Genomic DNA, 22,905 nt, shown 5'->3' with positions numbered 1-22,905 from the left:
CTGGGGTGGCACCGCCCGTAGTACGTCGTGGTGGTTTGTCAGCCTTCGCTGGAGGTGCTGGGGCGCGGCGAAGGGGAGTAGTGGTCCAGGGTCAGCACCGGCACCGCGGCGGTGATCGGGGCAGCCTTGGCGAAGGTGATGGTCAGCTTGATCATCTGGCCCGGCTTGCCGCCGGTGACCGTGATCGGCTGGCCGCTGGCGGGCGGCAGGGTCAGCAGGCTGCCTGCCTTGAGGGTGACCCTGCGGACGTTGCCGACGGTGACAGTGGCAGGGGTGTCGGACGGCACGTCGCCGTTCTGGACCGGGGCGTTCGCCGCCGCGCCTTCGATCGAGACCAGGGTGTCGTCCTCGGTGCCCTGGTTCACGATCCCGGCGTGGAGTTCGCCCTTGCCGTCGTCCGAGGCCAGCACCAGCATGTTCCGGACCGCGATGGAACCCGAGCTCGCGTTCGTGCCTTCGGCGGCCTGGTAGGGCTTGGAGGTCTGCGCGTTGAAGCCCGCGCCGCAGGCCGCCACCACGATGCTCAGCGTGATGGTGGCGCCCGCCAGAGTGACGCGCCGGAAGGCCTGCGAGGACAACGTGATGGGCACTGGTGTTCCCTCTCCTACAACCCGGTGGATGCCGTCAGGCTTGGGCCTCCGGCGGAGCAAAGCGTAGCGAGAGCAGCGGCCGGACCCGACGGCGACTCCACCTTTCAGTGATGTCACCGGCAACCATCTCGGGCGGCCAAGGCACGCCGGACAGCGTTTGTCAAGGCGAGAATAGGCCCCTGACCAGCGCAAACGCCCCGACCGGACCACCGACCGCGTGGTAGGATAGAACTCGGAAAGGGGCACGTGACATATGACTTTCACAGTCGGCGAGACGGTTGTTTACCCCAACCATGGTGCGGCCGTCATCGAGGACATCGAGACCCGTCAGATCAAAGGTGAGGACAAGACCTATCTGGTCTTGAGGATCGTCGCTCAGAACGACCTGGTCGTCCGGGTCCCCGCGTGCAACCTCGATCTTGTCGGCGTGCGTGACGTCGTGGATCAGGCTGGTCTGGAGCGCGTCTTCGACGTGCTGCGGGCGCCGCACACGGAGGAGCCGACCAACTGGTCGCGTCGCTACAAGGCGAACCTGGAGAAGCTGCACTCCGGTGACGTGATGAAGGTGGCAGAGGTCGTCCGCGACCTGTGGCGCCGTGAGCGTGACCGCGGTCTCTCCGCTGGTGAGAAGCGGATGCTGGCGAAGGCTCGCCAGATCCTCGTCTCCGAACTGGCCCTGGCCGAGCACACCAACGAGGACAAGGCCGAGGCCATCCTCGACGAGGTCCTCGCCTCCTAAGGCTGGAGCGCGTGACCGAACCGCCTTGCGTGGGCTCCTTGTGAGTACCGCGGTCATCATCCCGGCGGCCGGTCTCGGGTTGCGGCTCGGTGGTGAGACACCAAAAGCATTTCGAGAGGTCGGTGGCGAATCGCTGCTGGTCCACGCAGTGCGTGGACTGAAGGCAGCGACCGCCGCCGACCTCGCTTGTTTTGTGATCGCCGTGCCCGCCGGCACCGAGGACGTCGTCTTCAAGGAACTCGAGCCGTACGTCGGGGCTGCCCGGCTGCGGGTCGTCGCCGGTGGTGCCGAGCGGAGCGATTCCGTCCGGGCCGCGCTGGAGCTGGTCCCGATGGACGGGATCGACTGCATCCTCGTGCACGACGCAGCCAGGTCGTTCGTGCCTCCTGAGGTGATCGAGCGGGTGGTGGCTGCCGTGCGTTCCGGTGCACCTGCGGTGGTGCCGGTGATCCCCGTCACGGACACGATCAAGCGGGTCGACCCGGGCGGCAAAGTGGTCGAAACCCCCGACCGGTCCGTGTTGGTCGCAGTACAGACTCCACAGGGGTTCGAGCCCTCGTTGCTGCGCCGGGCGCATGCTGTCGAGGTGGTCGGGGTGACCGACGACGCGATGCTCTGCGAGCGGCTCGGGGTCGCCGTGCAGACGGTCGAAGGCTCCGAGGAAGCATTCAAGGTGACTCGGCCGCGGGACCTGTTGCTGGCCGAGTGGATCCTGGCTGAGAGGCGTTCTTCGTGAGGATTCCGCGGGTAGGCACGGGCATGGACGTGCATCCGGTGGAGGCGGGGCAGCCGATGTGGCTGGCCGGGCTGTTCTGGCCCGAGGAGACGGCCGGTCCGTCCGGGCATTCCGATGGCGATGTGGCGGCTCATGCGGCTTGTGACGCCCTGCTCTCGGCCGCGCGGCTGGGTGATCTGGGATCGAACTTCGGGACCTCCGAGCCCGAGTGGGAAGGCGCCTCCGGAGCCTCCTTGCTGGCCGAGGCCGCGCGTCGCGTGCGGGCGGCCGGGTTCGAGATCGGGAACGTGTCGATCCAGGTGATCTGCAACCGCCCGCGATTCGCAAGCCGCCGCGAGGAGGCCGAGAAGGCGCTCAGTGCGGCCTGCGACGCCGAGGTGTCGGTCAGTGCCACAACCACCGACGGACTGGGCCTGACCGGCCGTGGCGAAGGCATAGCAGCCATCGCCACCGCCCTCGTCTACTGACCGCTCTGCCGCTGCGCCTCGCGTGTGGCGCCTCTCCTGTTGCGTCTCGCGTGTTGCGTCTCACGCGTTGCGTCCGAGGGACCGACGGTCCTGCCCCGCAGTTGTTCGGACGCAAGGGCTGGGGGCGGCGGTCAGGGCTGGGGGCGGACGGCGATGACCTCGATCTCGACCAGGGCGTCGCCGCCGAGGCGGGCGCCTGCGGTCAGGCGGGCCGGGTACGGCGAGGTGAGGAACTCGGGGAAGACCGAGTCGTAGGCCTGCCGGTCGCGACCGAGGTCCTGCAGAAACGCGGTCAGCTTGACCACATCGTCCAGTGAGGCGCCTGCCTCGGCGAGGATCGCGGTCAGGTTCCGGAAGATCTGACGGGTCTGCTCCGCGGCGTCGCCCGCGCCGACGAGCGCGTTCGTCGCCGGGTCGAACGCCAGCACGCCGGCCGTGAAGATGAGGTCGCCGACGATCCGCGCCTGCGAGTAGTGTCCGCGGGGAGCCGGGGCGGCATCGGTGGAGACGGCAACTCGGGGAGAAGTCATACCCGCGAGCTTAGTTTCCCCCGACGCCAGGTCAGCGCCGACGGCCCGCCCGGGGTAGGGGCGGCAGCTCAGGCGAGTCGAGCCAGGCGGCGAAGAGATCCCGTACTGCGGCTGCGTCGCGGGCGAAGGTAGTGGCCAGGGAGATGAAGGCGTCCGTGGTCACCGAGCCATGGCGGTTCGTCCGGGTCCACGTGCGCAAGAGCTCGAAGAAGGCGTCGTCGCCCAGCTTTTGGCGCACCAGGTGCAAGGTGATCGCGCCCCGCTTGTAGAGGCGGTCGTCGAACATCAGCTCCGGCCCGGGATCCGAGAGCACCAGGTCCTGGGCGAGACCGGCCAACCGGTTGTACGCCCTCGACGCGTGCTGCGCCGCGGTCGGTCCGCCCGACTCCTCCGACCACAACCACTCGGAGTAGCAGGCGAAACCCTCGTTCAGCCAGATGTGCTGCCAGGTCGCCGGGGTCAGGCTGTTGCCGAACCACTGGTGCGCCAGTTCATGGGCGACCAGTCGCTCTGCTCCCCGGCGGCCGTCCACGTGGTTGCTGCCGAAGACCGAGATGCCCTGCGCCTCGACCGGGATCTCCAGCGGATCGTCCGTCACGACGACCGTGTAGCCGCCGAACGGGTACGGCCCGAACAACCGGCAGAACAGCTTCATCATGTCCTGCTGCCGTCCGAAGTCGGATCGGAAGTCCCGCACCTGTGACGCCGGCAGCGCGGCCCGCTGCGTCACTGGCGTGGACGCGAGCTCCAGCACCTCGTACTGGCCGATCTGCACCGTCGCCAGGTACGTCGCCATCGGTGCGGCCTGGTCGAAGACCCAGGTGGTGCGGCTGGCCTTCGTACGGCGTGAGACGAGCCGTCCGTTCGCGACCACGTGGTACGGCGAGTCGGTGGTGATGGTGATCCGGTAGTGCGCCTTGTCGCCGGGGTGGTCGTTGCAGGGGAACCAGGTGGCGGCGCCACTCGGCTGGCTCGCGACGATCACGCCGTCGGTGAGCTCCTCCCAGCCGAGCTCGCCCCACGGGCTGTCGGCCGGCTTGGGATTACCCGAGTACTGGACGTCCACCACGAACTCGGCGCCGTCGACGATCTCGACCGCCGGCCAGACGTGGAGTTTCCCGGCGCGATGCGCGTAGCGCCCGGCCCGGCGGCCGTTGACGCTGACCTTGGCCACGCGCAGGCTGTCGAGGTCCAGGCTGAAGCGGGACAGAGCCTGGGTGGCGACCGCCGTGATGGTGGCTTTGCCGGTCAGCCGGTTGCTGTTGACGCGGTAGTCGAGGTCCAACTCGTACGACTCGACCTCGTAGCCGCCGTTGCCGTGGCTCGGGACATAGGGATCCCCGGCCGTGTCCGCACCAGGGTGGCCAGTCATTCCTTCCCCACCCCGCCGCCCCGGTCGGTCAATTCCTTCCCCACCCCGCCGCCCCGGTTGGTGCCACGGGCAACCATCAACCCCGCCAGGGCGCGATCGGGTTGCCGGCCCAGCGCGAACCGGGCGGAACGCTCTCACCACGCATCACCAGCGACACCGGACCGATCGTAGCCCCCTCCCCGACCGAGGCCGCGGGCAGGACGATGCTGTGCGGCCCGAGGGTTGATCCCGGCCCGAAGGTGACGGTGCTCATGGACATCACCCGATCATGGAACAGGTGCGTCTGCAGCACGCAGCCGCGATTCACCGTGACACCGTCGCCTAGCGTGATCAGGTCAGCCTCGGGCAGCCAGTAGGTCTCGCACCACACGCCCTTGCCGATCTTGGCGCCGAGGGTGCGGAGCCACAGCGTCAGCACCGGCGTACCGGCGGCCGCGTTCGCGAACCACGGCGCGGCGACCAGTTCGACGAAGGTGTCGACGACCTCGTTCCGCCAGACGAAACTGCTCCACAGTGGGTATTCGACTGCCTTCGTCCGGCCGATGATGACCCACTTCGAGATCGTGGCCATCGCGCCGGCGACCGCACCCGCGGCGAGGATCACCGCGCCGGAGAGCAGCAGCGTCGGCCACGGCCCGAGCCACAGGTCGAGCGCCTGCAGGCCGAACAGGACGCCGAGCGCGATCAGGACCGTGCACATCATCGGGACGAACCGGCACAGCTCTACAGCGGCGCGGGCGAACTTCAGCCGCAGTGGCGGGTTGAACGTCCGGCTCTGGTCGCCGTCGACGGCCTGCCGACGCAGCTTCACCGGCGGGCTGCCGAGCCACGACGTGCCGGCCTTCGACTTCTTGGGCGCTGCCGACAGCACGGCAACCAGACCGTTCTTCGGCACCGAACGGCCGGGCGCGGTCATCCCGGAGTTGCCGAGGAACGCCCGCTTGCCGACCTTCGCCCCCGCCACCCGCAACCAGCCGCCGCCCAGCTCGTACGACGCGATCATCGTGTCGTCGGCCAGGAACGCACCCTCACCGACCGTGGTCATCTTCGGCAGGAGGAGAACGGTGGACGCCTCGACATCGCGGCCGATCTTCGCCCCGAGCGCGCGCAACCACCATGGGGTCAGCAAGCTCGCATACAACGGGAACAACAGCGTCCGGGCCGAGTCGAGGAGGCGCTCGGTCGCCCACACCTGCCAGCCGATCCGGCTCCGCACCGGGAAATGCCCCGGCTTGATCCCGAGTCCCAGCAGCCGGACTCCGATCAACGTCAGCACCGCCAAGGTCAGGAAGCCGACCAGGGTCATCAGTGGAATCGCCCACAACGCCTGGACTGCAGCGTCCGCGAGCGAGGCGGTCCCACGAACCGCACGACCCAGTACGACGATGGCGGCCGCGGCCGCACCCAATGGCAGGAGTGACATCAGCGCGGAGGCAGCGCCGTACGCGAGGACCCACCAAGGGGCGCGCGCAGGGCGCTCCTCGGGCCACGGGCGGCGGGCCCGGCCGACCCGGGTGGCGGGTGATCCCGACCAGCGCTCCGCTGGGGGGACCTTGCCGGACACCGCCGAGCCGGCGGCGATCTCAGCGTTGCGGCCGATCTCTGCGCCGGGCAGCAAGGCGCTGCGCGATCCGACGACGGCCTCGGCGCCCACGGCCACTGCGCCGACGTGCAGGCGGTCGCCGTCGATCCAGTAGCCGGACAGGTCGACCTCTGGTTCGATCGAGGCGCCCCGCCCCATCGTGAACAGCCCGGTGACTGGCGGCAGCGTATGCAGGTCGACACCTCGACCGATCCTCGCCCCGAGAGCCCTTGCGTAGTAGGTGATCCAAGGGGCTCCGGCCAGGTTGGCGGCTCCCGCGGCATCCGCGAGGTTCTCTGCAGCCCAGAGCCGGACGTGCACGTTGCCGCCGCGCGGGTAGGTCCCCGGTTTCAGGCCGCGCAGCAGCAGTCTCGCCCCGAGCACAGCGATGCCCATGCGGCCAGCGGGCGTGATGAGGATCAGCCAGCCGGCGAGGATCCACCACCACGACACTGTGCGCATCCACGGGTGTGGGCTGCTGGTCAGGGCGAGCAGGTTGTTCAGGGTGAAGAGCCAGACCAGCCAGCGGACGCCGACGACTGTCTGCAGGACCAGCGTCAGCGCTGTCTGCAGGAGTTGCGTCCCAGCTGGCGTCGGGCGGACTTCACGGATCTCGACGGGCTCCACCGTCGCGGTGAACGAGTCCAGCCGTTCCGCGAGCGCGCCAAGCCGTGGGTAGTCGTAGATGTCGGCGACAGTGGCCTCTGGATACCGCTCGCGCAAGGTGGACACCAGTTGCGCGGCTGCGAGGCTTCCACCGCCGTGCAGGAAGAAGTCGTTGTCGGCACCCGTCACTTGCGCGCCCAGCACCTTCGTCCAGCGCTCGGCGAGCCAGCCGGCGGTTCCGTCGAGCTCAGCGGCGGGCGTGTCCGTCTCCATGCCAGGCAGCGGCCACGGCAGCGCCGCCCGGTCCACTTTGCCGGAGGTCCGTGTGGGCAGAGTGTCTGTCAATGCCAGCAACGGAACCAACGCGGCCGGTAGAGCCTCGCGGAGTCGTTCGGTTGCAGCTTGCTGGTCGAATGTCTCGGGATCATCCGGTACGACGTACCCGACCAGCAGCTGATTCCCCGCGGCGCTGGCGCGAACCGCGGCGGCCGCCCCGGAGACCCCGGGCAAGGCCTGCAACGCGGCATCCACCTCACCCAGTTCGATCCGGCGGCCACCGAGCTTGACCTGCTCGTCGGCCCGGCCCATGAACACCAGGCCCTCCGGCTCGTTGCGGACGAGGTCCCCACTGCGGTAGGCGCGATCCCAGCCGAGGGACGGCATCGGCGCGAACTTCTCCGCGTCCTTGGCGGGATCGAGGTATCGCGCCAGGCCGACCCCACCGATGATCAGCTCGCCGACTCCACCGTCGGCAATCTCGTTGCCAGCGGCATCGACAACGGCCAGATCCCAGCCGTCCAAGGGTAAACCGATCCGCACTGGTCCTTCACCGCTGAGCTGCGCACCGCAGGCGACCACCGTTGCCTCGGTCGGACCATAGGTGTTCCAGACCTCCCGACCGTCGACCGCCAGGCGTTCGGCCAGCTCGGGCGGGCAGGCTTCGCCGCCGAAGATCAGCAGCCGGACCTGGTCCAATGCATCCGGCGGCCAGAGTGCGGCGAGGGTCGGCACGGTCGAGACGATGGTGATGCCCTGGGCAACCAACCAGGGACCGAGGTCCATCCCGCTGCGGACCAGCGAACGTGGCGCCGGCACCAGACACGCGCCGTACCGCCAGGCGAGCCACATCTCCTCACAGGACGCGTCGAAGGCCACCGACAAGCCGGCCAGCACCCGGTCGTCCGGCCCGATCGGCTCGTGCGGCAGGAACATCCGCGCCTCGGCGTCGACGAAGGCGGCCGCCGAGCGATGGGTGACCGCGACACCCTTCGGTACCCCGGTCGACCCGGAGGTGAAGATGATCCACGCGTCGTCGTCGGGGGTCGGCGCCCCGTCGCTCGTGGAAGAGCCACCCGCGCCGGCGCCCGGCGTACGGGGTGGAGCCGGTGCGTCGAGTGCGGCGGAGTCCATTCGGGCGGAGTACGGGAAGTCGTAGTAGCCGTCGGAGTTTTCGAGGGAGAGCTCAGGACGGGTCGAGGTGATCTCGAGGTCGTCGGTGACGACGGCGGCCACGTCGGCCTCGCCGAAAACCAGTTCGGCCCGCTCCTCGGGATCGTCGGCATCGACCGGAACGTACGCAGCGCCCGCCCTCAGCGTGCCGAGGATGGCGACGTACAGGTCGTTGTGACCGGACGAGATCCGTACGCCGACACGGTCGCCCCGGCCGATGCCGTGATCGGTCAGTCGGAGGGCGAACTTCGTCACCTGCGCGAGCAGTTCGCGATAGCTGAGGCTGACGCTCCCGTCGTCGAGGGCCGGTTCGTCCGGGTGGCTCGCCGCCGTCGCCTGCAGAATGTCGACCAGCGTTCGCTCGGGTGGCGCGCTGTCCCCCCGTCGCAAAGTCACGCGCCGGATGATACGCCGCTCAGCTGACTTCCCCTTGAACTCGGCGCCACGTGGACACCACCCACTAGCGTCCGAACAACTGTGGGGCGGACCCCACAGTTGTTCGGACGCAAGCATCACGGTTCGCAGGAAGGGGTGGGGCCTTGGTAGCCGGGGCGGGAGGTGTCGTCGATGCCGACGTAGCACCCGATGTCCTTGCTGACCGTGTTCTTGCCGATCCGGGCGTCGGTGGAGTGGATGGCCAGCCCGATCGCCTTGTCCGGCTTGGCCGCGAAGGTGTTTCCCTCGACCACCAGCTTCTGGATGTCCTCGATCATCAACGCCTGCGAGGCATCGAGGGTTTCGCAGTAGTTGTTGCGCAGGGTGAAGTCCGAGCTGTGCCCGTTGCCGTCGCCCTCCCCGTCGTTCGGGCCTTCGGCCATCAGGCACATGTTGTCGATCTGCTCGCACCGGTTGCCTTCGATCAGTACGCGCTGGCTGGCAGGGGTGCCGTCCGCGAAGGTCTGCATGCAGTCCGCGTGCCTGCCGTCGGTGTTCCGGGTGCCGCTGATGGTGTTGTTCAGGATCTTCAGGTCGTTGCCGAAGAAGCGCAGGCCGTCGCCGTCGCCGCCCTGCGGGCTGGTCACGGTCACGTTCTGCAAAGTGATGTTGTCGCCGGTCAGTTCGACGCCGGGCGCGCTGGGCTTGTCTGCCTTGTAGTTCTGTACGACTACGTTGTCGGCTTCGACCGTGATGCCCTGCACGGACTGGCCTTTGCCGTCGTAGACGAGCGGCTTCTCCTTGGTGCCGCCCTTGGTGATCTCCAACCGGCTCGCCGATGCGGCCGCTGGTTGCGGGACGTCCGCAGGTTTCGGGATGTCGTGGCCGACGCCGAAGACGGCTGATGCCACTGCGGCGGTCAGCGCGAGGATCTTGAGGGTCATCTTGTGCTCCTGCTCCAAGCGGGGGGACCTTGCTTGCTTGCCGCGAAGCTATGACCGAACTGCCGGGACCCCTCCCGAGCTACTCGTCCAGTACGTCGACGTCGGCCGGCACCAACGTTGTCGACAGCAACAACTCCGTGAACAGGTTGTCGTTCAGCGCATTGCCCACCGGCTCACCGACTTCCTGCCGGGTCAACGCCGGTACGCCGGCCCGCGAAAGGCGGTTCCGCACCCCCGCAACCAGGTGCTCCACGCGTTTGGCGGTCCACCCTGCCGCTGGCTGGAGCTCGGCGAGCTGGTCCGCCGCCAACCGCCAGGACAACGGCAGCGGATGCAGTTCGTGCAGCAGGTACCTCTGCCCGACCACTGTCAGTGCGAGCTTCTCCTCGGGCGACAGCTGCCAGACCCGTGGTGGTTGGGTCGGATCCTGGTGCCGCGATACCGGCCTGGTCCCGCTCTCCCCGGTGACGTACACCTCCAGCAGATGCTCCCGACCGCTCGACCCCTGCACGAACAGCGGGGTGTACCCGGCAGCCAGTGGCACCGCCGCCTCGTCCGGGAACAACCACTGCACCTTGGGGAGCCGGATCGGCAAACGCCCGGTGGTGCTCACCCACCACTGCCCTGCCTGGAAGGCGATCTGCCCGTGCGTCCGGCTCACCCGCTGGTCGTCCTCGCCGACGCACACGTGCACCTCGGGCCGGTTCCGCCCGAACAGGATCGCGTGGCCCTGGCGCGGGCCGACCGAGATGCCACCCGCCACGGTCAGTACGAAGATCGTGCCGGGCGCGGCGGACGGTACGCCGTACGCGAGGCTGGTCTGGTCCTTCGGTAGGACGCGGCCCAGTGGTTCCATCTCAGCCCCAGGGGAGCCGGCCGGCGGCGGCGCGCGCGAGCTCGGTGGTCAGGCGGCAGAGCTCGGTGGTCGTGCCAGGGCCGGACACCATCAGTTGGACCAGCTCGACGGCGGCTTGGTCGTCCGGGTCCGCGTAGGTCCGGTGCACCACCTTCACGACGCAGGTGCCCGGGCCCTCGCCCTCGCGCTCTACGAAGGCGGAGCGGTTGCCGTATTTCGTGGGCTGGCCGTCCGCGGCAGTCAGCGGCTGGTTCCGGTCGAACCGCAGCTGCACCGAGGCGTTGCTGGTCGTGCTGTCCCAGTCGCACTCCCAGTTGCCGAATCCCACCTCCGGATTGCTGACGTCGAGACCCGGCACGATCGACAGGGCCTTCGCGTCGAGCAGTGAGCAGGCGTCGACTCGCGCTAGTGACGCGGCGTCGAGCGGCTCGGTCCGGCGGGGGATCGGGCCTGCCGAGAGCACCGAAACCGCCTTCTTGGTGGCGGTTTCGGCCATTGTGCACAGGTCGCCACCGGAGCCTTCGGTGTAGCGGGCGGCGACCCGGATGCGGTTGTGGTCCGACAGCACGAGCACGCGCTCGCATGCGTCGTCCTCTTGCTTCTGCCGGGCCACGGCCGTGACGTTCCCGGTGTGCTTCTCGACAGGGCCGGGCGGCGGGAGGTCGGGCGTGGGTTGCGCCTCCAGCTCAGCCCGTACGTCGACTTCGCGCTGCCCTGACTGGACGACGACGTCGCAGCGGCCGAAGTTGCCGTAGTCGGTGTCCACAGTGGTCTCGCCGAACCGCTCGAGCGGCTTGGGATCAATCAGTGCGCAGGGATCGACTGTCAGGGCATCGCCTACCGGGTCCAACTGTGGTGCTGCTGTAGTTGGCGGAGGTCCCGGAATCGGCTCGGCCCGGGGCTGCTGCCGTGCCGTACCAGAGAAGGCGTTGGTCATCACTAGTGCGACCACTACGACGGCGGCTCCTGCTGCTGCAGCTGCGATCCACCAGGGCCGCTTGGGGGTTTGCGGTGGCGCCGCAGGACCGCCCAACTCAGCAACAACCTGTACTGCGGTTGGCCGGGCTGCGGGGTCGACGCGGAGCATGCGGGTGATCAGCGGGGCGAGTTCACCTGCTCGGCGCATCGGCAGGATCTCGCCGCGCGCCGCTTTCCGCAGTACGGCAAGGGGGTTGGGGTCTGTGCCGAAGGGGGAGTGGCCCTCGACGGCTGTGTAGAGCACCGCGCCGAGGGAGAACACGTCCGAGGCAGCGGTGGGCTCGTCACCGTTCGCCACCTCGGGGGCCAGCTGCGCGGGGGTACCGACGGTCGAGCTGTCCGTGAGAGTGGCCTCGGCCCACAGGCGCTGGGAGATGCCGAAGTCGGCTAGCTTGGCGGTGCCGTCCTCGGTGACCAGGATGTTGCCGGGCTTGATGTCGCGGTGGATCACCTTGGCGGCATGCACCGCCTGCACGGCCTGGGCGATCTGCAGCCCGATGCGGGTGACCTCGGCGGGCGGCAGCGTGCCGCGCTGTTCGATCAGCTCGGAGAGGGTGCGCGACGGCAGGTATTCGAGCACAAGCCAATGGTCGGCGCCGTCGGTCACCACGTCGAAGATCGTCACCACGTGCGGGTCGTGCAGGCGGGCGCCGATCTTCGCCTCACGGCGCAGCCGGCGGCCGTCCGGATCGTCGAGGCCGGGATGGGCCCGCTTCAGCGCGACCACCCGGCCCAGTTGCTGGTCGGTCGCGCGCCAGACGGATCCCATCCCACCGCGGCCGAGCGGCTCGGCCAGCAGGTACCGGCCCGCGATCAGTCGCTCTGTCGCGGCGGGGCCGTCCTGCTGGTCCATGCTTCTCCCAACCTCAGTGGTCGGGGTCCATCATGACCCGCGGTGACGACAACTTCGCAACCCGTGTCCTACTTCACCAGGTTGGGTTTGACCGCGAAGGTGTTGCAGGCCTTGTTGTCACCGATGTTGAAGCCGTTCTCGATCCAGAAACCCTGGCTGGTGGCCAGACCGTGTGTCCGCTCGTCCGCCGGAGTATCCGGGGTCTCGCCGAAGCTGTTGGAGGCCTGGAACCGGAACTCCTCCAGCCGGTTCGTCAGCGGATAGGACTTGGCGACGGCCTTGCTGAACACCCCGCCCAGGCAGGACGCCTGCAGCTCGTTGCGGCGCGAGCTCTCCAGCTTCTCGTCTGGGTGCTCCTGCACGTAGACGGCCCGCGCGTAGAACAGCCCGCTCACGCCCTGCACATGGTGGCCGTACTCATGGGCGATCGTCAGCAGGTAGGCCAGGTCCTCCTTCGGCCCGAACGCCTTGTTCATCTGCTTCACGTCGGTGTACATCACCGAGTTGCCGTAGCAGTAGAAGGCCAGCACCCGGCCGGACAGCGGCTTGAAGTTGCCGCACGGCGTGTTCACCGGCTGGTCGAACACGACCAGGCCGGGGTCGGGCGGGTTCTGACCCAGCTTGGCGAACACCGGCCGCCAGGCGTCGTTGAGACAGTTGAAGAGCTTCTCGTAGTACCGCTTCTGTGCCGCCAGGCTGCCGTCGGCCAGGTCCTCGGCCGGGCAGTTCAGCTCGGGCAGCGCGCCGGCCTGGTAGAGCGGGCTCTTCAGCAGGTACTCCTCGGCGGATCCCTGCTGCGGGTTCGTGCTCGCGGTCGGCACGATCGACGGGCCGGTCACGCCGGGGTCCGCGGTGGGGTTCGTGCTGCCGCCGGCCAGGATCACGGCGACCACGGCCAGCGTGATGCCGAGGAACGCGATGATGGCGAACGTCAGCAGGATGACGCGCCCTGCACCGGACTTGCGCCGCTGGGGCTGGAAGCCGTTGAACTGGCCCGGGTGCGGCTGCGCCCACTGGCCGGGGTACTGCGCCTGCGGGTACTGCTGCTGCGGGTACTGGCTCTGCTGGTACGGGCCCTGCTGGTGGTACTGGCCCTGCTGCCATGGGGCGGCCTGAGGGGGCGGCAGTACGCCGGGCGGGGGAGCGGGCCGGTCTTGTGGCCGGCCGCCGTACCCGTACGGGGTGCTCACGTGTCGTTGCCCCTTCTTGGCTGCGTGATCCTGGGGTCATTCTGCGTCACTATGGGTCATTCTGGGTCACTCTGCGTCACTCTGGGCCGCTCGAGCGGGGTCGCTGGACGAACCGGCACGAGACTACTCTCGACCCATGTCACTGATGCGCCGCCTCCTGCCGGCAGCCCTGTTCGTGTCTGCATCGACCGCGTTCGTTGCCCTAGGCACTGTTCCCGCCCACGCCGCAGACGACCGGATCACCGCGTACTCCGCCGAGGCCACCCTGACCCGCGACGGTGTCCTGCAGGTCAAGGAGACGGTCGAGCTGACCGCTGGCAGCGACACCTTCCGCCGCACCCTGACGAACCGGGTCCGGTCGGACGCCGATCGGGATCGCATCTACGACATCAAGGATGTCTTGGCCACGGTGAACGGCAAGCCTGCCGAGGGTTTCGAGAACGCGGGCGTCGACAACGGCCGGCAGCTCAGCCTGAAGGTGCCGGGCCAGGCGAAGATCGTCTACAGCTACACGGTCGACAACGTGGTCGCGGATTCGACCGAGGGCCGCGAGGTCAGCTGGCCGGTCGTGCAGGGCTTCCCCACGGTGGTGCCGAAGGCCGCGGTGACGGTCAACGTCCCGTTCGCGACCTGGGTGACCTGTTTCGCCGGCCGGGTCGGCTCCGGCATGCCCTGCACGTCCTCGCAGTTGGCCGAGTCGGCCGCGCTCCAGATCGAGCAGAACGGCGTCCCGGCCGGTGGGCGGTTGACCTTCCTGACCGGGCTGAGCGACCAGGCGACGGTCCAGCCGAACGCGCAGTTCAAGACCCGCTGGACCCTCGGCCATGCGTTCACTGTCGACGGAGCCACCCTCGGGCTGAGCGGGCTGCTGCTGGGCCTCGGCGTACTGGCGGCCGCCGCGCTCTGGTTCTTCCGCGGTCGCGACGCGGGCAAGACCACCTCGGCTGGTCCGGAACGACCTGTGCTGGATGCTGCCGACGGTCCGCAGTTCGCCGCTCCGGACGGCATCCGCCCAGGCCAGCTGGGCACCGTGGTGGACGAGACCGCGGACGTCGTGGACATCACCGCGACCCTGCTGGATCTTGCCGTGCGCAACTACCTGACGATCGAGGAGTTGCCGCGCGAGACCCAGTTCGGCAAGCTGGACTGGCGGTTGCAGCGGCTGAACGCGGGTGGACCCGAGCTGCTCTCGTACGAGAAGGCCTTGCAGGACGCGGTGTTCGCCGACGGTGACAACGTCCTGGTGTCCGAGCTCGGCCCGGCGTTGCGCCCGCGCCTCGCCCTGGTCCGCGAACAGCTGTACTCCGATGTCGTCACGCAGGGGTGGTTCGCGAGCCGCCCGGACGCGGTGCGGAACCGCTGGACCACGGCAGGCCTGGTGCTGCTCGGTGCCGGCGTGGTGCTGACGATCGTGCTGGCCGTCGCCACGAAGTTCGGCTTGGTCGGGTTCGCCGTGATGCTGGCGGGCGTGGCGTTGACGCTGGCCGGTCAGGTCGCACCCGCGCGCACGGCACGCGGCGCCGCAGTACTGGGGCGGGTCGCCGGGCTGCAGCGGTACCTGACCGATCAGACCTCCGCGGATCTGCCGCAGAGCCACCGGCTGGAGTTCGCGTCCCGCTGCCTGCCGTACGCCGCAGTACTGGGCCTGACCGAGAAGTGGGCGCTGGAGATCGCGGCCACGGATGACGACGATGACCCGGACGCGGGGATCGGCTGGTACTCAGGTCCTGAGAGCTGGCACCTGTCGGACATCGGCGAGTCGCTGTCCAACTTCGTCACCGCGTTCGGCGGCACGCTGACCACTGCCCGCAGGTTGTTCTGAGCTGAAACGAGGGCCGGGGTCCCCACGCTGGGAACCCCGGCCGTCGCCGTCGGTGCTAGTAGGTGTACTGCGGTGGTGAGGTGAAGGTGTTGCAGTACTTCGGGTCCTTGTAGGTCATGCCGCGGGTGGACCAGAAGTTGTGGTTCACCTTCGCGCCATGATCGCGGACCTTCGGCACTGCGAACTCGTCGCCGGCGTTGGCGACGACGAACTTCCAGCTCGTCTGCAGCTCGCCCTTCAACGGGATGAACTGCGCGTCGGCGCCTAGGTAGGCCGAGCCGAGGCAGGACGCCTGCAGTTCGCGGCGGCGGCTCTCCAGCAGCCGCTGGTTCGGGTCCGCCATGGTCGCCTGCCGTGCGAACGACGCGCCGAAGATGCCGGTCAGCTGCTGCACGTGGTGGCCGTACTCGTGCGCGAACGTGTTGAGCATCCACGCGCGGGTGTACATCGGGTTCACCTTGTAGTTCTTGTAGTCCACGTTGAACGGCATGTAGATCGCCTCGTTGGCGCCGCAGTAGAAGCCGCGGGTGCCGCGCTCGACACCGCAGGGCGTCTTGACGGTGTTCGCGTACACGATCACGTGCGGTGCCCGGAACGGCTTCCCGATCTTCTTCATCGCCAACCACCAGGTGCGGTTCAGGCACGGAAGCATGCGGTCGTAGTAGGCCTTGGTCGCCGCGAACGTGGTCGGCCGATTGGGCGGCTCGGGGCATTTGGAAGCCTGCAGTTGGCCGACCGCCGTGTAGACCTTGTTGCGCGATACCAACTCGTACGCCGTGGGCTGCCGCGGCTTGGGCGTCGGCTTGGGCGTCGCCTTCACCGTGGGCGTCGGGGTCGGACTAGGCGTCTCCGAAGGACTTTCGGACGCGGTCGCGGACGGTGTGTCGACCGCCACCGGCTGAGTGCCGTCGCCGCCGGTGTTGCGCAGGGCATAAGTGACGCCCGTGCCGACGACCAGCACAGCGAGCACGACTAGCCCGATCAGCAGCCCCTTGGGCGTACTACGCGGCTTGCTCCGACGGCCGTTGCCGGGCGGCTGCGGGATCGGAATCGGCGGATACTGCCAACTCGGCTGCCCAGCGGGCGGCGGGAAGCTCGGCTGTCCACCGCCTGGCGGGAAGCTCGGCTGTCCACCGCCTGGGTGACCGCCTTGCTGGTACGCCGGGTAGGTCCCGGGGGCCGCCGCTGACCACGGGCTGCTCGGCGCGCCGGCCCCTGGTCCCTGCGCGCCGGCTCTGCCGCTGTGCCGAGGTCCGCTCGGAGGCGGCGCCGCGTGCTGCCCACCGGGCCGCGCAGCACTAGGCCCACCAGCACTAGGCCCACCAGCACTGGGCCCACCAGCACTTGGCCCACCGGCGCCGGGCCGAGTCGCGCCGGGCCGGGCTGCGCCGGGCTGGGGTGTACCGGGGGTCCCAGCGCCAGCCTGCCCGGGGCCGGGGTGCGTGGCACCAGGTTGGGAGGTGCCGAATCGGCCGGGACCACGCTGCGTAGTACCGGGCTGTGCGGCGCCGGGTTGCGCGGCGCCGGGGCGTGGTGGGCTGCTCAGGGGTGGGCGGGCAGGCGGGGGCTGGGTGCTGTAGGGCGGGCGGTCCCAGGCCGGGTTGCTCCAGCCGCCTCTCTCGCCGGGCCTGCGCCAGCCGGAGCCGCTCCCCCCGGCTCCGCTCTGACCGGCTCCGCTCTCGCCGGAGCCGGAGCCGGAGGTGGACCCGGAGTCGGGCTGGTCTGATTCAGGTTCGTCCGAGGCGCTCGGGGTGGGCGGGCCCGCGGGTGGACCGGGTTGCAGGTACTCCTGCGGCTTCTCGGTGGACTCGGTCCACCAGAGGGGCGACTGGCCATCCCGGCGGGACGAGTCCGGGCGCTCGGTGGGCTGTTCGCCCTCCGGCTCGGACGGGTCCCGAGGGGGTGGATTCCAGTTGTCCGACATCGATACTCCTCACGAGACCTTGCTGGCCGAAGCCGTGAATGTGTTGCAGTTGGTGCTGTTGAGCGTGTTGAAGCCGCGCTCGGTCCAGTACTGATGACTGGTCCGGGCGCCGTGGTCCCGCGGTCCCCCGCGGTTGTTCTCGTCCCCGGTCTGCGCCTCGACGTACCGTCGGTAGATCGTCAGGTCAGAACCGGTGATGCCGTACGTGGACTTGTTGGCACCCATGAAAGCAGTGCCGAGGCAGGACGCCTGGAGTTCGACCCGCCGGCTCAACTCGAGCTCGGCTTGGCGGTTCGGCGCTTCGTACTCGAGCCTGTTGGCGGCAGGCAGGATGCCGGTGAGTTGCTGCAGATGATGGCTGAACTCGTGCGCGACCGTGTACGTAGCCCACATCCGGGCGAAGGCCCGGTTGGCGCTGTCGGCCGAACGGTTCCACAGCTTGATGTCGTCGGAGTACTTCAGGTAGAGCGTCTGGCTCGCGCCGCAGTAGAACGAGACCGGGGAGCCGCCTGCGCAGGGCGATTGCGTCGTGCCGGACCAGAAGATCACCCGCGGCGCCGCGAACTTGTCCTGGCCGGCCTGCACCTTCGGCGCCCAGGCTTTGTTCAGGCAGCCGACCAGGTTGGTGTAGTACCGCTGGACGGTCGCCTGGCTGTTCAAAGCGACCTGCGGTTGGCGGCAGCCGACTCCGCGTTGGGCGCCCGTGGCGTAGAACGCGTCGGCCGTGACGATTTTCTCACTGTCCTGCGAGGACTGTCCGCTCGCCGGGGTTCCAGTGCTGTCGTCGGGCGGCGCTGTCGGCGCCGTCAGGGCCGGCCCGGTCGCAGGGGCGACAGCGGCAGAGCCTCCGTCACGCAGAGCGAGTGCCGCGATCACCAGGAGCGCGGCCACGCCGCCGAGGAGCAGCAAGCTGACCAACAGGTCGTTAGTGCTTCGCTTCGGGGGCGGTCCGATGTGCTGCCGGTGGTGGTGCTGACCGCCGCCGAACTCGGAGCCCCAGCCGACCTGCGGCAGCGGCGGCCCGCCCCCCGGCGTACCGGGCAACGGGTGGCTGGCATATACCGGTATCGAGCCGTCGGGCAGCGGTCCCGGCGGCTGATGCGGCCCTGATGGCTCGCTCCAGTCCTGGTTCGACACGGTTCTTCCTCATCCCCCCGGCGACGCACGGGGCGTGATCCGGACGACCAGGCTAACCACCAGGACCGCATTCCGTCTGCACATGGGGTGCGGCGCCTGCCCGCCGGAGCGTTACCGCACCTTCCCGGAGGTCGCGGTGAACGTGGTGCAGACCGTGCCCACCGCGCAGGTCAGCCTGCGCGGACCGACTGTTGCGCTGGGCAGCGGACGGACCGTTGCGTTGGGCATGAGTCGCGATATGGTGCCCCCTGGCATGACTCAGCTCGACCTGCCGCGGCCACCCGGCTGCTCGGCAGGGGCCCGGTGCGGGCCGATTTCAACTGACCCTCTCGATACGGTGTGATTGGGCGATGCGTCTACGTCTCCTCGGGGTGCCCCTGTGTGCCCTCGGCTTCCTGGCCCTGACCGGGATCTGCGCCGGAACCGCCGGTGCGACCACCGGCGCCGGCACGGCGGACCCGGTGGTGACCAACTACGACAGTGAGATCAGGGTCGAGCGCGACGGCCTGCTCAAGGTGTCCGAGTCCTGGAAGCTGAGCAACGTGTCCGGGACGTTCACCCGGTTCGTGGTCACCCGTGACCACCTCGCCGACGACGTCGACCACGTGCAGAAGATCGAGGACCTGCAGGTCAAGTCCGGCGGGCAGGCGAAGCAGAGCGAGCAGACCACGTCGGGCGACATCACGTCCATCGCGGTCGCGAACGTCTCCGGGGACACCCAGCTCGACTTCACCTACACCGTGCGCGGCGCGGTCGCCAAGGTGCTGAACGGCACCGAGGTCCGCTTCGCCCCGCTGACCGGTCTGGGCCTCACTGTCCAGGACGCGAACGTCGTCTTCAGCACGCCCGAGGTCTCGCACGTCTCCTGCTTCGCCGGTGCGCTGGACAGCAACACCCCGTGCACGTTGGCCCAGATCGGCGAGACCGCCGGACCGACCTTCCGCCAGCAGGGCCTGCCGCCGGGCAACACGGTCCGGATGACGATCGGCTTTCCCGACGGTCAGATCGCCGCGAACTCGATCGTCGAGTTCCGCAAGACCTTCAAGCGCGCCTTCTCGACCGACTCCGCGCAACTGCTCACCGCGCTGCTGGTGCTCCTCCTGGGCGCCGCCGCCCTGCTCGCGCTCTATCGCCTGCGCGGACGCGACCAGGTCGACGCGCGCCGCGTAGTACCGGCTTCGCTGTTCAGCCTCGGCCAGGACACCCGGATCGAGTTCACCCCGCCGGCCAACCTGCGGCCCGGCGAGGTCGGCACCCTGATCGACGAGCGGATCGACCCGGTCGACGTGACCGCCACGATCATCGACCTCGCGGTCCGCGGCCACATCACCATCACCGAGCTCGAGCGCGAGACCGAGTACTCGCGCCCCGACTGGGAGCTGAGGCGCGTCGCGAACGCGCCGTCCGAGGAACTGCAGCGCTACGAGAACGTGCTCATCCGGGCCATCTTCGGCGACGTCGACTCGGTACTGGTGTCCGAGCTCGGCCAGCAGGTCCGGGCCAACCTCGGCGAGGTCCAGGACGCCTTGTACGACGGGGTCGTCAAGCGCGGCTGGTTCACCGAACGCCCCGACCGCACCCGGTCGCTGTGGGCGACCATCGGCATCGGCGTCACCGTTCTCGGCGTCGCCCTGACGGTCCTGCTCGCCCTGTTCAGCACTTGGGGCCTCCTCGGCCTCGCAGTGACAGCAGTAGGCGTCGGGCTCCTCGTCATCGGCCGCCACATGCCCGCCAAGGCACCCGCCGCCGGCCGCGTTCTTGGCCAGGTCGCCGCGATCCGGGGCGAACTGCTCGAGATGGACGTCAGCGAACTCCCCACCGACCAGCACGCCGAACTCTGCTCCCGAGCCCTCCCGTACGCCGTGGTGCTGGGTGGTTCCGAGCGGTGGATCGACGCCCTGGTGGAGACCGACGCGAACGACGACGAGGACGAAGGCTTCCCCTGGTACCGCGGCCCCCGCGGCTGGCACCTGCAGTACCTGCCGGACTCCCTCCGCAACCTCACGACCAACCTCACCGGTGCCCTTTTCACCCGCTGAGTTTTCCTGTACTTCGACGGCCCGGTACTGCGACGGCGTACTAGCTGGTGATCAGGACGATGCATGGGATCAGGGAACCGCCCGGTAGGTGAACGCCGGAACCAGGAAACGGTGGTCGTAGCGGCCTCGCCGGGTGGTGGCGTCGATCTGTTCCATGATTGCCTTCCGCGAGAGGCCGGAACCGCCGGGACCGTCGTGCATCTTGAAGTACACCTTCGTGGCGATCGGAAGCGGGCGGAGCCCGCACGACAAGGCGCTCACCGAGCTCATCGGGGAGCTGTCCACCCGCACGAGGTGTTCCGCACCCGCTGGTCCGCGCACAACTTTCGCTTCCACCGGACCGGCGTCAAGAAGCTGCACCCATCCGGTCGTCGGGCAACCTCGACCTGAGCTTCGAGGCGATGGAATTCCCGTCCGACCCGGGACTGACGTTGTTGGTCTATAACGCAGCGCCGGGCACATGGACCGCTGCTGTGCTGCAAGTTGCTGGCCAGCTGGTCCGCCGCCCAGGACCACCTGGATCAGCAGCAGTTGTCGCCCAAGCCCGCCGCCCAGTCCGACAAGGAATGAGCACGGCCGAAACACGCCGACGCCAATTTGCAGACCCGATCACTCGCATCGTGCCTGCACTGAGCTGATTGATTCTTAGGCGCTCTTTGCGTCCACAGGTCGAGCGTTGCTGTGGACAACTTGGCGGGTTTTGGTGCATCACGGAATCCCTTATCTATAACGGGTTCTCGGCACAGGAACTGTCGGCGGGCACCTCTAGAGTCTTGGGTATGGATCTCGTGGAGATGCGGCCGGTGTGGTCGATGAGTGGCAGCGAACAGCTGACCGCCCTCGACGCGCTGTACGACGAGATCGCCCGGCTGGAAACCTACCGGCTCCAGGTCCTGGCCGGCTTCGACGCCGGCGGCCACGCCAAGGAGCTCGGCGCCCGCGACACCGCCGAACTCGTGTCGTTGCGGCACCGCCTCAACAAAGCCGACGTCCACCGCGACCTCAAACTGGCCGCCTCGCTGCCCAAGTACGAACTCGTCTCCGCCGCCCTGCCCACCCCCGGCCTCGACGGCGACGAGCCTGGCAGCGAGCGCGACCCCGCCGCACCAGACAGCGACCAGACCGGCGAGGACCAGACCACCGGTGACGAGCAGGCCGACGAGGAGAACGCCGACGGCGCCGCGGGTGGGGACGTTCCGGTGCTGCTGCACCTGGCGCAGGCGAGGGCGATCGTGTCCGCGCTGGAAAAGGTGCCCACGACGGTGCCGGTCGAGGATGTGGTCGCGGCGGAGGAGCAGATGGTGCGGGCCGCGCGGCACCTGCCACCGGGTGACCTGCGCGACCTCGGCCGACAAATCCTGGAGTTGCTCGACACCGACGGACCCGAACCGGCCGAGGACAAGGCCTACGCCCGTGAGGCGTTCTGGATGAAGAACGCCGACCACGGCCTGAAGTTCGGCGGGTTCCTCGCCAACGAAAACGCAGAACTGCTCAACACCCTCATCGACGCCAACGCCAAACCCCACAAGACCATCGACGGCGAACAAGACCCAAGATCCCGCGACAAGCGCCAAGCCGACGCGTTGACCACGGTGCTGAACGCCGCCGCCGGTGCCGGCACCACCGGCCACGGCGTCATCAAACCCCACATCACCGTCACCATCGACCTCACCGACCTCCAAAACGCCGTCGCCGCCACCGGGAACGCCCGGAACGGCCGGAACGCCCAAAGCGGGAACGGCGCGAACGATGGTCTCGGAGGGCTCGGCGCGAACGGCGCGAACGATGGGCTCGGCGGGCTCGATGGAAACGGCGGGCTCGCTGGGAACGGCGGGTTCGAGGGGTTCGAGGAGCTCGCCGGGCTCGGCGGGCCGGGCGGGTTTGATGGGCTCGGCGCCCTCGACCACACCAACCCGGGATTCGGCCGGTTCGTCTACGGCGGCAACCTGTCCGCCGCCGCGGTCCGGCGGCTGGCCTGCGACGCCGGCGTCGTCCCCATCGTTTTGGGCTCCGACTCCGAACCTTTGGATGTGGGGAAGGAGGAGCGGTTCGTCAACCGGGCGATGCGTCGGGCGTTGAACTTCCGTGACAGGGGCTGTGTCGTGTGCGGTGCACCGCCGATCCAGTGCGATGCCCACCACCTGATCCACTGGATCGACGGCGGACCGACCGCGATGTGGAATCTGGTCCTGCTCTGCCGGGCCCATCACATCCAGATCCACCACGGCCACTGGACCATCACCATCACCGGCGGCCGCGTCAACGTCACCCGGCCCACCTGGGCCGAACCCGGCCGCCTCCCACGCCTCAACCGCCGACGACCACCCGCCACAACCGACACACGCGACGCACGCGGTTCAGCCGGTTCAGCCGGCGCGCCCGACTCTCCCGGCGACGAACAACCACCCGGCGACGGGGGGCCACCCGGCGAGGAACGGCCGCCCGGCGACGAGGGATCACCGCGCCTTGCCCCGGCCTGGCCGCACACCAGCGACATCCCCTGGATCACCGCCGAGGAAACCGCACGCCTCAACCCCTGGGGCGACGAACCCCACCAGACCACACAGACACGCACCCTGACCCAACCGAAGAACGACACCACCTGGAAATCCCCATGGGACGACGACCACAGCACAGCGGCAGCGGGGCCGTAACCCCACCCGACCAAGCCGCCGGCCGATTCACACTCCGCGACAACACCGGCAGGGCAGCACCC

General features: G+C 68.9%; 17 protein-coding genes. 6 read left to right on the top strand and 11 right to left on the bottom strand.

Going from position 1 to position 22,905, the window contains the following annotated elements; genetic code table 11:
• Positions 1 to 38: 38 nt before the first annotated feature.
• Positions 39 to 590, bottom strand: coding sequence for a copper chaperone PCu(A)C domain-containing protein (locus tag ABD210_RS15620; protein ID WP_344112158.1), 552 nt, complete (start codon positions 588 to 590; stop codon positions 39 to 41).
• Positions 591 to 843: 253 nt separating this feature from the next.
• Here ABD210_RS15620 and ABD210_RS15615 point away from each other — a divergent pair, with 253 nt between their 5' ends.
• Genes ABD210_RS15615 through ispF form a run of 3 tightly spaced genes read left to right on the top strand, consistent with a single transcriptional unit; the run spans position 844 to position 2,532 of the window.
• A complete protein-coding gene (locus ABD210_RS15615; RefSeq protein ID WP_012918679.1) occupies positions 844 to 1,329 on the top strand; it encodes a CarD family transcriptional regulator in 486 nt (161 codons plus the stop codon).
• Positions 1,330 to 1,369: 40 nt separating this feature from the next.
• A complete protein-coding gene (gene ispD / locus ABD210_RS15610) occupies positions 1,370 to 2,065 on the top strand; it encodes a 2-C-methyl-D-erythritol 4-phosphate cytidylyltransferase (RefSeq protein ID WP_344112157.1) in 696 nt (231 codons plus the stop codon).
• On the top strand, positions 2,062 to 2,532 hold the full coding sequence (gene ispF / locus ABD210_RS15605; protein ID WP_344112156.1) for a 2-C-methyl-D-erythritol 2,4-cyclodiphosphate synthase: 471 nt from the start codon (positions 2,062 to 2,064) through the stop codon (positions 2,530 to 2,532). The genes ispD and ispF overlap by 4 nt, the downstream gene beginning before the upstream one ends.
• A gap of 131 nt (positions 2,533 to 2,663) precedes the next feature.
• On the opposite strand, the gene ABD210_RS15600 is transcribed toward ispF, so the two are convergent.
• The 7 genes from ABD210_RS15600 to ABD210_RS15570 form a co-directional block, all read right to left on the bottom strand.
• A complete protein-coding gene (locus tag ABD210_RS15600; RefSeq protein WP_344112155.1) occupies positions 2,664 to 3,062 on the bottom strand; it encodes a Rid family detoxifying hydrolase in 399 nt (132 codons plus the stop codon).
• Positions 3,063 to 3,093: 31 nt separating this feature from the next.
• Complete coding sequence (locus tag ABD210_RS15595; RefSeq protein ID WP_344112154.1) at positions 3,094 to 4,434, bottom strand: M1 family metallopeptidase; 1,341 nt, start codon at positions 4,432 to 4,434, stop codon at positions 3,094 to 3,096.
• A 76-nt stretch (positions 4,435 to 4,510) separates the two neighbouring features.
• Positions 4,511 to 8,467 (bottom strand): Pls/PosA family non-ribosomal peptide synthetase, encoded by a 3,957-nt coding sequence (locus tag ABD210_RS15590; RefSeq protein WP_344112153.1) that lies wholly within the window; start codon positions 8,465 to 8,467, stop codon positions 4,511 to 4,513.
• Positions 8,468 to 8,583: 116 nt separating this feature from the next.
• Positions 8,584 to 9,390 carry a right-handed parallel beta-helix repeat-containing protein gene (locus tag ABD210_RS15585; RefSeq protein WP_344112152.1) on the bottom strand — a complete coding sequence of 269 codons (807 nt, stop codon included), beginning with the start codon at positions 9,388 to 9,390 and terminating at the stop codon, positions 8,584 to 8,586.
• A gap of 79 nt (positions 9,391 to 9,469) precedes the next feature.
• Positions 9,470 to 10,246 carry an FHA domain-containing protein gene (locus ABD210_RS15580; protein ID WP_344112151.1) on the bottom strand — a complete coding sequence of 259 codons (777 nt, stop codon included), beginning with the start codon at positions 10,244 to 10,246 and terminating at the stop codon, positions 9,470 to 9,472.
• 1 nt (position 10,247) lies between these two features.
• A complete protein-coding gene (locus ABD210_RS15575) occupies positions 10,248 to 12,077 on the bottom strand; it encodes a serine/threonine-protein kinase (RefSeq protein ID WP_344112149.1) in 1,830 nt (609 codons plus the stop codon).
• 68 nt (positions 12,078 to 12,145) lie between these two features.
• Positions 12,146 to 13,267, bottom strand: coding sequence for a neutral zinc metallopeptidase (locus tag ABD210_RS15570; protein WP_344112148.1), 1,122 nt, complete (start codon positions 13,265 to 13,267; stop codon positions 12,146 to 12,148).
• A gap of 136 nt (positions 13,268 to 13,403) precedes the next feature.
• Between ABD210_RS15570 and ABD210_RS15565 the strand changes: the two genes are divergently transcribed.
• Positions 13,404 to 15,089: a DUF2207 domain-containing protein gene (locus ABD210_RS15565; protein ID WP_344112146.1), complete on the top strand. Its 1,686-nt coding sequence runs from the start codon at positions 13,404 to 13,406 to the stop codon at positions 15,087 to 15,089.
• Between the two features lie 55 nt (positions 15,090 to 15,144).
• Here ABD210_RS15565 and ABD210_RS15560 read toward each other — a convergent pair whose 3' ends face one another.
• Positions 15,145 to 16,059: a neutral zinc metallopeptidase gene (locus ABD210_RS15560; RefSeq protein WP_344112145.1), complete on the bottom strand. Its 915-nt coding sequence runs from the start codon at positions 16,057 to 16,059 to the stop codon at positions 15,145 to 15,147.
• 963 nt (positions 16,060 to 17,022) lie between these two features.
• A complete protein-coding gene (locus ABD210_RS15555) occupies positions 17,023 to 18,150 on the bottom strand; it encodes a neutral zinc metallopeptidase (protein ID WP_344112143.1) in 1,128 nt (375 codons plus the stop codon).
• Positions 18,151 to 18,500: 350 nt separating this feature from the next.
• Between ABD210_RS15555 and ABD210_RS15550 the strand changes: the two genes are divergently transcribed.
• On the top strand, positions 18,501 to 20,189 hold the full coding sequence (locus ABD210_RS15550; RefSeq protein ID WP_344112141.1) for a DUF2207 domain-containing protein: 1,689 nt from the start codon (positions 18,501 to 18,503) through the stop codon (positions 20,187 to 20,189).
• A gap of 69 nt (positions 20,190 to 20,258) precedes the next feature.
• Here the strand turns inward: ABD210_RS15550 and ABD210_RS15545 are convergent, their stop codons facing one another.
• Positions 20,259 to 20,459 carry a hypothetical protein gene (locus tag ABD210_RS15545; RefSeq protein ID WP_344112140.1) on the bottom strand — a complete coding sequence of 67 codons (201 nt, stop codon included), beginning with the start codon at positions 20,457 to 20,459 and terminating at the stop codon, positions 20,259 to 20,261.
• A gap of 509 nt (positions 20,460 to 20,968) precedes the next feature.
• On the opposite strand from ABD210_RS15545, the gene ABD210_RS15540 reads away from it, so the two are divergent.
• Entirely contained in the window at positions 20,969 to 22,843 is a 1,875-nt protein-coding gene (locus ABD210_RS15540; protein WP_344112139.1) for an HNH endonuclease signature motif containing protein, read from the top strand.
• The last annotated feature ends 62 nt before the right edge of the window (positions 22,844 to 22,905 follow it).

The sequence above is a fragment of the Kribbella alba genome (assembly GCF_039529635.1).
Classification (GTDB): Bacteria; Actinomycetota; Actinomycetes; order Propionibacteriales; family Kribbellaceae; genus Kribbella; species Kribbella alba.
This window is presented reverse-complemented; position numbering and strand designations above follow the sequence as displayed.